The organism is Acinetobacter sp. ANC 4204, assembly GCF_002135205.1.
In the GTDB taxonomy this organism is placed as follows: domain Bacteria; phylum Pseudomonadota; class Gammaproteobacteria; order Pseudomonadales; family Moraxellaceae; genus Acinetobacter.
The window spans coordinates 288,594-300,849 of the sequence record NZ_NEFZ01000003.1 but is presented as its reverse complement, the minus strand read 5'-3'; the positions used below and the strand labels follow the sequence as shown (position 1 = coordinate 300,849).

Below are 12,256 nucleotides of genomic sequence, written 5' to 3'. Positions count from 1 at the left end.
CCTGAAAATTGTGTGTATTTAATAGAGAAAAACGTATGAGATTGGCGCATTGGCTGATGACAATGCTAAATCAACCATTCTCTTCATTTTTAGCTCGGTTAAATTTTGGATTAAGGTGTGCTTAGTGCTGCTATATCGGCCATAGAACGCTTAAATGTAACAATATACTAAAAAAAGATCAGATCGCACCTATTTACAGCCTCTTGGGCTGTTCATGTTACGGATTTGACACAGGAACTCATTGAAAGATCACTATAAAATGTGTTTTAAATTGTAGAAATAATATACGACCAAAGCCGTGTTGATCTGTTTAAAAAACAATCGTCATACTGTGGTTATGCAGTCCAATAAAAAACCAATAACTGTGGCATAAGCTCTCGCGATGAGAGCCAGAATATAAGGAAGTATGATATGAAAGAAGTCTATCCTGTACCTGCTGAATTTGAAAAAACTGCACGCACCAATGAGCAAGAATATTTTGAGCGTTATCAAAAATCACTAGAACAACCTGATGAATATTGGGCTGAACAAGCTTTGAAGCTGGATTGGATCAAGCCGTTTAGTCAAGTTAAAAACACCAGTTATGATAAAGACAATTTTAAAATTGAATGGTTTGCAGATGGTCAACTGAACTTAAGCGCCAACTGTCTTGATCGACATTTAAAAGAGCATCCGTATAAACCTGCGATTATTTGGGAAGGTGACCATCCTTCACGCCATAAGATTATTTCCTATACTGAACTGTATGATGAAGTATGTCGTTTCGCCAATGTCCTGAAAAAGCATGGTGTGGTAAAAGGCGATCGTGTGGTGCTGTATATGCCGATGATTTCAGAAGCAGCCATTTCGATGTTGGCCTGTGCCCGAATCGGTGCCGTGCATTGTGTGGTGTTTGGTGGCTTTTCGCCTGACTCATTGGCGAGCCGAATTGATGACAGCCAAGCTAAAATTGTGATTACCGCAGACTCTGGAATGCGCGGGGGTAAACCGATTCCGCTGAAAGAAAATGTAGATGCGGCATTGAATCTACCCGGTACAGACTCGGTACAAAACGTGATTGTGGTACATCGGACAGGTAATCCGATCACGCTGAAAGAAGGACGTGATTTGTGGTATCACATGGAAATCATGACCGTCAACGAGATCTGTCCACCTGAACCGATGAATGCAGAAGATCCACTGTTTATTTTATATACCTCAGGTTCAACGGGTAAACCGAAAGGCGTACTGCATACCACAGGGGGTTATTTAACCTATGTGAATAGCACCTTCCGTGAAGTATTCGACTTAAAACAAGATGATGTGTTTTGGTGTACCGCCGATGTGGGCTGGATTACGGGGCACTCTTATGTGCTGTATGGACCCTTGTCGAATGGAACGACAACGGTGATGTTTGAAGGAATTCCACAATACCCAACGTGGGCACGTACAGGGCATATTGTGGATAAGCACAATGTGACAATTTTATACACGGCACCGACAGCGATCCGTGCCATGATGCGTGAAGGGGATGCCTTTGTCCGTGAGAGCGATCGTAGCAGTTTACGTTTAATTGGTTCCGTTGGAGAGCCGATCAACCCAGAAGCATGGAATTGGTACTATACGGTAGTGGGAGAAAGCCGTTGCCCAGTGGTCGATACATGGTGGCAAACCGAGACAGGCGGGATTTTGATTTCTCCACTTCCGGGTGCGACCCCACTCAAACCGGGGTCTGCAACGCGTCCTTTATTTGGGATTCAACCCGCTTTGGTCGATGCTGAAGGCAACGAGTTAGAAGGTGAGGCTGAAGGCAATCTGGTGATTAAGGATTCATGGCCGGGACAAATGCGAACCATTTGGGGGGACCCTGAGCGGTTTATCGAAGCGTATTTTGCAACCTATCCAGGCACATATTTCACGGGTGATGGCGCACGCCGTGATAAAGATGGTTACTACTGGATCACAGGACGGGTGGATGATGTGCTGAATGTGTCAGGGCATCGCTTGGGTACGGCTGAAGTGGAAAGTGCTTTAGTGGCACATGAGGCGGTGGCTGAGGCCGCGGTGGTAGGAATGCCGCATGACATCAAAGGACAGGGAATTTGTTCCTTTGTCACTTTACAAGCAGGCACAGCACAAACGGAAGAACTCCGTGCAGAGCTGATTCAATGGGTGAGAAAGGTACTCGGTCCAGTGGCGACCCCAGATGCCTTACATTGGGCGCCGTCTTTACCCAAAACACGTTCAGGCAAAATTATGCGACGTATTTTAAGAAAAATTGCGGCGAACGAGTTGGATAGTTTGGGCGATACATCGACGCTGGCTGAACCACAAGTGGTCGAGGTGTTGATTAAAGAAGTATATCCAAACGGCTAAAATCGGCCTAAAAATACCGTCTTAAGCAGACGGTATTTTTATTTAAGCATAAGCAACAACAGGTCTGGATTGCGCTACAAACATGTATATAGGATGCAGTCGAATTAGATAGAAGAGCGATCTTAACGCTGATGGATATTCTCTAAAGTATCGACCATCGTCCGTGTCATTTGATCAATTTCATAATTGACCGCATCACCCACTTTTACCGATGCCCACGTGGTTAAACGTAAGGTTTCAGGAATCAAATCAACTGAAATTTCATGGCTGTTACGATCAACACGGTTGACGGTGAGGCTACAACCATTCAGACCAATAAAGCCTTTTAAGAAAAAGTATTTGATATTGCCTTCTGGAATGTGGAGATCCACATGTAAGGTCTCGCCGTGACGGCTCAGTTGCTTGACTGTGGCTGTTCCTTCGATATGTCCATACAAGTTGTGCCCCCCATTTTCCATCCCAACTTTGGCTGAACGTTCGATATTGACCTCATCTCCTGCCTGTAAAGTCCCTAAAGTGGTCAGGCGTCGAGTCAAATCCGAGACATCAAAATGGACTTGATTGGCGGCAAGATCAATATGCGTCGCAGTTAAGCAGGTGCCGTTAATGGCTACACTTGCACCGATGAAGACATCGTGAAAAAAGTTGTGGGTATTTGAAACCACAAGGGTGCTAAAGCCATCACCTTGACGGACATCTAAGATTTTCTCTAAGCCTTGTACGATACCTGTGTACATCAGAAGTCTTCCTAATTCGGGGTTTATGTTTAATGTAAATGATCTATCACTTGATGTGGCATTATTTTGAGTGGAGATGCGCTAAAGCTGTATCTTTGATGGGATTCCGTCGCCAATAATAGGGCCGCAAAAATCGGAGCAACAGACGTAATGGCGTCATCCATACGATGCGACTATGGCGACGCTTATTCTCTAAAATGCGTTGAGCCAAATAGTGACAGACCACTTCAGGTGGATCAATAATAAAAAAGAATAGCCTTTTCATTTTGTTCCAGTGCTGCACATTGCCATTTTGCCATGAGGATACCAGTAGGTCGGTTGCTACCATTCCGGGGCTGAGTGTGCCGACTTGAATGTGGGTCTGTTTGGTTTCTTTAAACAGGGCTTGACTAAAGTACCCTACGGCACGTTTGGTGGTAGCATAGGTCGTCATGCCTGCACTCCACTCGCCGCGAGTACCCCAACCTTCCATATTGAAAATTTGACCATAGCCTTGTGCCAGCATGCCGTTTAAGGCCACTTGTGAGCCGAACATACTGCCGAGAATATTGGTTTGAACCACCGTCTGTATGTCTGCTGCTGCGAGATCTTTAAAGTCCAGAGTCGCCGTACAACTGCCTGCATTATTAATCCAAATCTGAACAGCGCCAAATTGTTGAACAGCTTCATCCCAAAGCGTTTGTACTTCATGGATCTGCGTGACATCACACGTGACGGCATGAATCTGCGCAGTGGGAAAGCGATGTCGCAACTGTTGCAGGGTGCGCTGCAAATCTGTGCTATTTCGACTAGATATTACCACGGCTTGTTGTTGTTCTAAGAAGGCATGAGCTAAACCCAAGCCGATACCTTTAGAACTGCCTGTAATGACGATGCAACCTGATTTTGAAGTCATATTGATCCTTTATTTTGTGTACTAAAGGAAGCCGTTTCCTGATTGCGAAGCATACAATAACAAACGGATAAACTAATCATGGCAATATTCATGACCACAGGATTAAAAGCACGAACAAGACTGTCTGGTATCAGAAAAGCGACCAGTGCGAATAAAAACACTAAGCTGAAGATACTGAGGTAATGCAGATATTTACTTGAATTAAATAGGAACAATAAAGCAAAAACACACTCAAGCACACCTGAGAGCTGACCTGCCAGTTGGGCCTGTGCGTAGGAAAACCCAAAAGTTTGCCAAATGGCAATTTCATCGGGATTGATAAAGAGGATTTTAGGGACTAAACCCTGATAGCCCCATAAAAAGGCCAAAGAGAGATTGATGAATTTCAAGAGTGGGTTGTTGTTCATATCAAGGGGTTATTTTTTACTTTGTACGGATTATACACCAATAAAAAAACCCTCAAGCCGAGCCTTGAGGGAAGAATAGAGTCACCTATCATTATTATTTTTTAGTTCGTGTCTGCTGCTTACCGAGCTAAGCAGATTTGGCAGTCTCAACGGATTGCTGTTGAGCTTCCAACTCACGAACCAATGGCAACACTTTGGCACCGAAGTATTCAACCTCTTCGATAAAATGTAAAAAACCTGAAAGGATTAAATCCACCCCAACGGCTTTTAATTCCACAATACGTTCCGCAATTTGGCCTGGTGTACCAATCAAATTGGTTTTAAAGCCATCATTGTATTGAACTAAATCTTCAAAGGTCGATTTGGCCCAATTGCCTTCACCTTCAAGTGTTGCAGCACCCGCCTCACGGGTGGCATCGCCAAAGGCATGAACCGCTTGAATATTCGCTTTATCAATAATTTCTTGCAGAACACTTTGCGCTTCTTCCTCGGTATCTCGGGCAATGATAAAAGCATTCACCCCAATTTTGACCTGATGGCCATTCTGTTGGGCTTTTGCACGAATATCATCAATCTGTTTTTTAAGCTCCTCAGGGGTATTGCCATTGGTGAAATACCAGTCTGAAACCCGCGATGCCATATCCCGTGCAGCACGAGAACTGCCGCCTTGGAAAATTTCAATGTGTGGCTTCTGCACAGGTTTGGGTGATAAGGTGTAGTCTTTGAACTGGTAGTATTTTCCATTGAAACTATAGTTGTCTTGGGTCCAAACACCTTTTAATGCACGAATAAATTCTTCCGAGCGGGCATAGCGTTGGTCATGTTCAGGCCATGCTTCACCAATGGCATCAAATTCGCCGCGGAACCAACCACTGACCACATTAATCGCAATACGTCCTTGAGTTAAATGGTCGATGGTTGCAAGCTGTTTTGCGGCAAGCACGGGTTTCCACGGGCCAGGTAAAATGGCTGCAATCACTTTGAGTTTGCTGGTTTTGGCTAAAATACCGTGACTAAAACTGACCGATTCATGTTGGTTTTCTGCGTTATAACCCGCAGTAAAACGAATCTGAGTTAGAGCATAGTCAAAGCCATTCTTTTCCGCAGTCTGCGCTAAACGGACGTTATAGTCATAGCTCCAATCTGTGCGTTGCTCAATATTACTTACCACTAAGCCACCGCTGACATTGGGAACCCAATAAGCAAACGTAATATTTTTATTCTGTTGTGACATGTGAAAACCCTCTCCATGCTTTTTGCGTTAAGCGACTTGTGGTTTGGCTTTTTTCTGATGCAAGCGAGACTCAGCTGCATCTAAATTTGGGACCGCAGCTGAAGGCAGTACATCGTCTTGTTCAATTTGCGTGTTGATACCCAAGTTCTGATTGGCTAGTTGGGTCTTTTCTTTCACCACTTCTGCACGCTGACCTTTCGCAGGGGCCCACTCTAGGATGGGTAAAGCACGAGCTACCGCAAGAGTAATCCGATCTCGTAATAATTCACTTTGGATGGTATACGCTGGGGTAAAGTCTTTGTCTGTGGCATAGACGCCAATCGGTAAAGTTTGCGCTTGGAAGAAACTGAAGAGTGGACGAAGTTGGTGTTCAAGTACCAGTGCATGGCGTTCACTGCCACCCGATGCGGCAAGTAGTACTGGTACATCGACCAGTGCTGTTTGTTCAACAAAGTCGAAAAAATGTTTAAACAAGCCCGTAAAAGAGGCGCGGTAAACTGGTGTTCCAACAATCAATGCATCAGCAGCTTCGACCGCGGCTAAGTCATCTTGCACACGTTGTGGCAGTTGGTTGCGGTAAATTGCGCCACCAAGTAAATGTCCAATTTCACTAAACTTAATAAAATGTACATGGATTGGGGTTGCTTCACCTAGTTCATTTAAAATTTCTTGCACTAGCGCTTCGGTTTTAGACGGGGTATTTAAACCACCTGACACAGCGACAATATTGAGTGGTTTTTGCAGTAAAGTTGACATAAGAAAAGCCCTAAAATGTTGTATCTCGGAATGGGCTTATTTATCTAATATCTCGGCTTAGACTGTAAAATAAAGAAATAGCGTTAAGTTATCAGATTTTAAGATATATCTTTTTTGTGTTTCAAATGGACTCCAATTTTTTTTCAAACATTTGAAATCAAAATATATATTTAGTTTAAATAAGGTTTTTCATTATGAGTATAAAATTTATATCAAAATGTGATTAGTTATTTATATTGTGGGATTGAACTGAATTTGCTGCCGTTTTAGTGCATAAAGCGTGATAAAGTGAAAAAAAGTTATACTTTGCATATCCTTATCGGCACTTGTATGGTTAGAATAGTCAAGACTAGTGCACTCGAAATCTCTCGTTGCTTATGAATATATTAATCGTTGATGACCATCCGCTGTTTCGCCATGCGTTGATCCAAGCTGTTCGTTATAGCTTACCGCAAGCTCAGATTCATGAGACAGCTGCAGTAAACGAATTCTATGAACGCCTTGAAAAAGGTCCTGAACCTGACTTGGTGTTATTGGATTTAAACTTACCTGGTGCTTCAGGCTTTTCAGCATTGGTACATGTCCGTGCTCAGTATCCATCATTGCCGATTATTGTGGTTTCTGCACATGAAGAAACTTCGATTATTCAACGTTCAATTGCACATGGTGCAATGGGCTATATTCCAAAATCAGCACACCCAAGTCATATTGGCGAAGCCATTCGTGAAGTCTTAGATGGCGAAATTTGGTTACCACCAAATTTACCTGCGAACATGAACTTTGACCCACGTGCAGCGGATGAAACAGCTTTGGCTGAGCGTATTCAGTCTTTGACCCCACAGCAGTTCCGTGTATTGATGATGGTGGCAGAAGGCTTGTTGAATAAGCAAATTGCCTATGAACTTGATGTTTCAGAAGCGACAATTAAAGCACATGTGACTGCTATTTTCCGTAAGCTTGGAGTACAAAACCGAACTCAAGCTGTGCTGGCGATCAATGCTTTAAATATTGAAGAAAAGAAAATCTAAAATCATTGAGATAAAAAAAGCGCTGAAACATCAGCGCTTTTTTTATGTTTTGGACTTAAGCCAAGCAATTTTGTTTACTGGTAACATCTGTACAGAACAGAGGATTTAAAGCACATTGCAGGTCATCAATTTGCTCTTCAGAGACATAGCCCAATTGTTTTAAATAGGCTGCGACACGATCATCCCGTAGACTTAAAAAGGCTGCATCATATACCCCAAGATCGACAAAAAGTGCAGCAGTTTCGAGGCTGTTGAAACGGTCTAAATAAACTTCGTTGTCATACATCAGGAAAATATGATCTTGAGTCCCTTGAGCATTAATAGCTAAGCGTTCCGCTAAAACTTGTGGTGGGGTCTTGATAAAGAGTAGATCCGAAAGTTGGTCAAACTGGGTAGTGTCGAGTTCATCCTGATCGGTTTTGACTTTACCAAGCCATGCTTTAAACACCAGCACTGCACCGCCACGGAGCAACATACTCCATATCTGATGACGCACATCTTCATTTAAACCGCTACTTTCTGCCTCTAAGGCGAGCAGTAATTGCTGTTCTTGTTGTTGCAGCTTTTCAAACAGACCTAAGCCTTGTGGCTGGTAGGCTACTGGTTGGAACACATCAAAATCGAGTTGTTCAAACACTTGCAATGCAAGTGGGACAGCACTGTGATACAAGGTGTCTAAGGCTTGAACATGGGTTTCACTGAGCTTGCTTTGTTTAAACAGTTCACGCCAGTCAATTGTTGGTAAAAATGCATTGGCACTATATTGACGTAAGAATTGTTGTGACTGATCTGAACCGTGTGGCATGGCTTTAGAAATGTTCATCGTAAAACTCCAATATGAGATATGGATGATCAGTTTCTTGAGCTAAAGAAAGAAGGCACACATTTAGACAAAACTGATCTTTTCTTAGTCCTAGTTATCTGCCAATGCCTTATGGATATGAATACGACTAAAGTCGTATTTTTGATTTTTCAATATATTTAATTAATATAAAACAATGGTTTAAAAAATTGTAACTAAGTATACAAGTGTTCACTAATGTAACTGGTGTATTTTGCCATAGTAAAAGTAAATGTGTAATTTTTAGCCAGTTTAAATGGGCTCAAATATACTCAAAATGATCACTTTGGTTAGTGGGGGCGAAACTTTAGTCATTTGGCTTAAGATTTTGAGGTTCAAAGTGACAAACCTCAAATAGGATCACTTGAGGTTTGTGAATACATGTAGCGAATTTATTCAGTGTTTGAAATTTTTAAACCCGAGAGCCATGCACGTAATGAGGCGGGTTTTAATGGTTTCTTCAACAATACAATATTCATGTCTTTGACCCGTTGAGGCAGCTCAGGATCTGAATCTGCTGTGATCAAGGCAACAGGCACGTTTTCTTGACGGTTGGCTAAAATAAAGTCCAACCCGATTTTGTCATGATTCAAGTGCTGATCGACCAACCAGACCTGAATGTTTTCTTGCTGAATCATTTCAAACGCTTGTTCAGGTTCAGTCGCTTTAAACACTTGATAGCCCCATTTAGTGAGTAACGTCGACATCCCTTCTAAAATCGTTTCGTCATTGTCCAAACACAGAATTTTATAGGCTTTGGTTTTGAGTGGAACGGCCTGTACAGGTGCAGCAACCACTTTTGGTGGGTCTATGATCGGGACTTCAATCATAAAGCAGGAACCTTTGCCATATTCTGAATAGACATGTACAGGGTAGTCGAGCAGACTGGTCATTCGTTGCACGATGGCTAAACCTAGACCTAAACCTTGTTCACCCCATGGCGAGGTATGACCACAGCGCTCGAATTCTTGAAACAGTTTGATTCGTTGTTCTTCTGCAATACCGGGGCCTGTATCCCAAACCCCAATTCGAATATGACGTGGTTGATCACTGGAACGAAGTACACCCACCACCACTTTGCCTTTGGCAGTATAGCGCAGGGCATTACTGACAAAGTTTTGAATAATACGACGAATCCACTGTGGGTCGGTATCTATCCAGAATTGCGCATCATGTACGCTGAAACGAATACCTCGTTGTGCGGCAATAGATTTAAACTGCAATTCAAGGTCACTGAGTAAATCATGTAGCGGATAAGCCTGACGGTTGGGTTGAATAGTGCCACCTTCAAGACGGGCAATATCTAATAATGCAGACAACATACTTTCCGCCCCATGTAAGGCACGATCAAGCTGTTGTAAAGTTTTGCGGTCTTCTTCACTTTGTACGCTTTGTTCTAAAGCGGTACTGAACAGACGTGCAGCATGCATTGGTTGCAATAAGTCATGACTGGCAGCGGCAATAAAGCGACTTTTTGACATATTGGCTTTATCGGCTTGTTCACGTGCCAGTTGTTGTTCAGACAATGCATCTGCCAACTGTTGAGTTCGATCTTGAACCCGTGCCTCAAGCATGGCTTCATTTTCACGGAAGGCGGTAATGTCGGCAAAGGTGGTGACAAAGCCACCGCCTTCAATCGGGTTACCGCGCATTTGAATGACACGACCATCTTTACGGATCCGTTCAAACTCATGTGCGCTACCAACTTGCATCCAGTGCATCCGTTTCCGTACATGTTCCTCGACCGAACCTGGGCCACACTCGCCGCGTTCTGCGTTATATCGAATCAAATCAGAAATTGGACAACCGACATAGACAATGTCTTTAGGATAATCAAACAGTTTTAAATATTGGTTATTCCATGCCACCAAACACATGTTTTCATCGACCACACTCACCCCTTGGGTCATGTGGTCAATCATGGTCATGATCAGGTTTTGATTAAAACGTTGCCATTGTGAGGCTTGGTCTAGAATGTTTGCCACTTGGCCAAGTGCGAGACCATTGTTGACCATCGCGGTGGTGAGCAGGGTACGCGCCGACGCAGCGCCGATAGTGCCTGCTAAATATTGTTCGGTAAAACGCCACCACATACCGTTGGCATTGCTGTTTTCATTCAGCACCACATTGTTTTGTGCGCAGAACTGTTGAAATGCGCGCATGGTTGCGCCATCGCCTGTAATCCGTTTGGCTAAGGTGATCAAATCACCGACTTTCAAACGTGCAACATCGTGATGAATGTAGTTGATGTCCGTTGACGTGCTTTGTGTTGGCAGTGGCTTGGTTTCATAATAGAAAAAGCTTTCAGCCTGAATTTGTTCAGCCACGCTTGGACGAAATACACGGGAAATCCAAATGTATAAAATAATATTCAGACCGAGTGCCCACACCACGCCATGGGTAAGCGCGGCAAAGGATTCAAAACCGAGCAGGGCTTCAGGACGTAACCAGTTAATGCCCATTGGTCCGAAATTGAGGAAGCTTTCGGTGAAGTGTGCATATTCAGCCGGTAAACTGCGTAATACAGTGGGTAACAGCAGGGTGTAGGCCCACATGCCAAAACCTGCCAATAGACCTGCATAGACCCCTTGTTTACTACCACCACGCCAGTAAAGACCACCAATGAGAGCAGGTGAGAATTGAGCCACAGCACTAAAGGCCAATAAGCCAAAGACTGATAATTGGTCAATGTCATTGAAGAAATGGAAGAACAAAAAGCCCAGAAGCATGACGGCTAAAATACAGACCCGACGGGTGAATTTCAGTACCAAAGGTAGACGCTTGTCATGACGTGATAGCACATTTGTGCGCCATAAAGCTGGCATGATTAGGTCGTTACTCAGCATGATAGATAAGGCGACGGATGATACCAACAACATACCCGTAGAGGCCGAAAATCCCCCTAAAAATGCCAAAAGAGTTAACCAGTCTTGTCCATAACTCAAAGGTAAAGACAGGACTGCGACATCCGGGATCGCTAAATAACCAGGCGTTGCATGCAGCGCCCAACTGGCAATCGGGATAATCGCAATGATGGTTAAAACTAAATAGACAGCAAACCAGCGCCGTGCCCCGCGAATGTGCTTTTCATCGCGGAGTTCAACCACAGCGACGTGGAACTGACGCGGTAAACAAATGATCGCTAACCCTGCTAATAAGGTTTGAATCCAGAAGGTATCGGGCACACCGATTAGCTGTACTTGATGGAACGTCTCTGCGACGTCTTTAGAGATTTGATGGACATTTTCAGGTGCAGCAAACACGAAAAAGAGGGCCACACAGAGTAAAGCAAATAGTTTGACAAAAGACTCAAAGGCAACTGCTAACATCAGACCGCCATGTTGTTCGGTATTGGCAATCTGTCTGGTTCCAAAAATCATGGCCAAAATGGCCAAAATGCCAGTGAGGAACAGGACACCGTTGGTGGTTGAGGCAATGCTACCTGCTGTTGGTTCTAAAATTACCGCAGCACTGAGGGCAATGGCCCGCAGCTGAAGGGCAAGGTAAGGAATAATGGCAATGACGGCGAGGATAGTCACCATTGAGGCTAAAGGTCCGCTTTTACCATAGCGTGCTGCGACAAAGTCTGCGATGGATGAAATCGCATGGTGCTGGCGGACGCGGCCTAAACGACGCCAAATGTCATAGCCCAGTGCAACGAAGAGTAGTGGACCAAGGTAAATGGGCAGAAAGATAATGCCTTCACGAACTGCCGCACCTGTAGCACCATAAAAAGTCCATGATGAGCAGTAGACGCCTAAAGTTAAACTAAACAATAGCATGCGCCCACGCGTACTCAGGCGACTGGCGTGTTTTTCACCAAAAAAGGCGCAGATAAAGAGTAATGCAATGTAGAGGGCCAAGACCCCTATGATGAGCCAGCTGTTCATTTTACCTAAAGTTTTTCCACCATGGTTGCATCATAACGCATCTCGGAGAGAGCCTGCTGTGCTTGTTTAAAATTTAGAGACCAAAGTCTAAATTACAACCAATACAGAAGCTT

The 12,256-nt window shown here is 43.9% G+C and carries 9 protein-coding genes; 2 read left to right on the top strand and 7 right to left on the bottom strand.

The genetic code is table 11. From position 1 onward, the window contains the following. Positions 1-411: 411 nt before the first annotated feature. Positions 412-2,355, top strand: a complete 1,944-nt coding sequence (acs, locus tag B9T36_RS09000) for an acetate--CoA ligase (RefSeq protein ID WP_086209155.1) — start codon at positions 412-414, stop codon at positions 2,353-2,355. Between the two features lie 122 nt (positions 2,356-2,477). Here acs and B9T36_RS08995 read toward each other — a convergent pair whose 3' ends face one another. From B9T36_RS08995 to msuE, 5 genes are all read right to left on the bottom strand, one after another. Then, complete coding sequence (locus B9T36_RS08995) at positions 2,478-3,092, bottom strand: riboflavin synthase subunit alpha (protein ID WP_086209154.1); 615 nt, start codon at positions 3,090-3,092, stop codon at positions 2,478-2,480. Positions 3,093-3,153: 61 nt separating this feature from the next. Then, positions 3,154-3,987 carry an SDR family NAD(P)-dependent oxidoreductase gene (locus B9T36_RS08990; RefSeq protein ID WP_086209153.1) on the bottom strand — a complete coding sequence of 278 codons (834 nt, stop codon included), beginning with the start codon at positions 3,985-3,987 and terminating at the stop codon, positions 3,154-3,156. Next, on the bottom strand, positions 3,984-4,394 hold the full coding sequence (locus tag B9T36_RS08985) for a DoxX-like family protein (protein ID WP_086209152.1): 411 nt from the start codon (positions 4,392-4,394) through the stop codon (positions 3,984-3,986). Before B9T36_RS08985 ends, B9T36_RS08990 begins: the two co-directional genes overlap by 4 nt. Positions 4,395-4,521: 127 nt before the next feature. Then, the gene (sfnG, locus tag B9T36_RS08980; RefSeq protein ID WP_086209151.1) at positions 4,522-5,628 is read right to left on the bottom strand and encodes a dimethylsulfone monooxygenase SfnG; all 1,107 of its coding nucleotides are present in this window, start codon (positions 5,626-5,628) and stop codon (positions 4,522-4,524) included. 27 nt (positions 5,629-5,655) lie between these two features. Further along, complete coding sequence (msuE, locus tag B9T36_RS08975) at positions 5,656-6,384, bottom strand: FMN reductase (RefSeq protein WP_086209150.1); 729 nt, start codon at positions 6,382-6,384, stop codon at positions 5,656-5,658. A 377-nt stretch (positions 6,385-6,761) separates the two neighbouring features. Between msuE and B9T36_RS08970 the strand changes: the two genes are divergently transcribed. Continuing rightward, on the top strand, positions 6,762-7,412 hold the full coding sequence (locus B9T36_RS08970) for a response regulator (protein ID WP_086209149.1): 651 nt from the start codon (positions 6,762-6,764) through the stop codon (positions 7,410-7,412). 55 nt (positions 7,413-7,467) lie between these two features. Here B9T36_RS08970 and B9T36_RS08965 read toward each other — a convergent pair whose 3' ends face one another. Both B9T36_RS08965 and B9T36_RS08960 read right to left on the bottom strand, forming a co-directional pair. After that, positions 7,468-8,235 carry a hypothetical protein gene (locus tag B9T36_RS08965; protein WP_086209148.1) on the bottom strand — a complete coding sequence of 256 codons (768 nt, stop codon included), beginning with the start codon at positions 8,233-8,235 and terminating at the stop codon, positions 7,468-7,470. Between the two features lie 410 nt (positions 8,236-8,645). Then, a complete protein-coding gene (locus tag B9T36_RS08960) occupies positions 8,646-12,143 on the bottom strand; it encodes a PAS domain-containing hybrid sensor histidine kinase/response regulator (protein ID WP_086209147.1) in 3,498 nt (1,165 codons plus the stop codon). Between the last annotated feature and the right edge of the window lie 113 nt (positions 12,144-12,256).

Bases quoted from the DNA above. Each gene is read 5' to 3' on its own strand.
- acs (WP_086209155.1), top strand. From the start codon at position 412: ATGAAAGAAGTCTATCCTGTACCTGCTGAATTTGAAAAAACTGCACGC.
- B9T36_RS08995 (WP_086209154.1), bottom strand. From the start codon at position 3,092: ATGTACACAGGTATCGTACAAGGCTTAGAGAAAATCTTAGATGTCCGT.
- B9T36_RS08990 (WP_086209153.1), bottom strand. From the start codon at position 3,987: ATGACTTCAAAATCAGGTTGCATCGTCATTACAGGCAGTTCTAAAGGT.
- B9T36_RS08985 (WP_086209152.1), bottom strand. From the start codon at position 4,394: ATGAACAACAACCCACTCTTGAAATTCATCAATCTCTCTTTGGCCTTT.
- sfnG (WP_086209151.1), bottom strand. From the start codon at position 5,628: ATGTCACAACAGAATAAAAATATTACGTTTGCTTATTGGGTTCCCAAT.
- msuE (WP_086209150.1), bottom strand. From the start codon at position 6,384: ATGTCAACTTTACTGCAAAAACCACTCAATATTGTCGCTGTGTCAGGT.
- B9T36_RS08970 (WP_086209149.1), top strand. From the start codon at position 6,762: ATGAATATATTAATCGTTGATGACCATCCGCTGTTTCGCCATGCGTTG.
- B9T36_RS08965 (WP_086209148.1), bottom strand. From the start codon at position 8,235: ATGAACATTTCTAAAGCCATGCCACACGGTTCAGATCAGTCACAACAA.
- B9T36_RS08960 (WP_086209147.1), bottom strand. From the start codon at position 12,143: ATGAACAGCTGGCTCATCATAGGGGTCTTGGCCCTCTACATTGCATTA.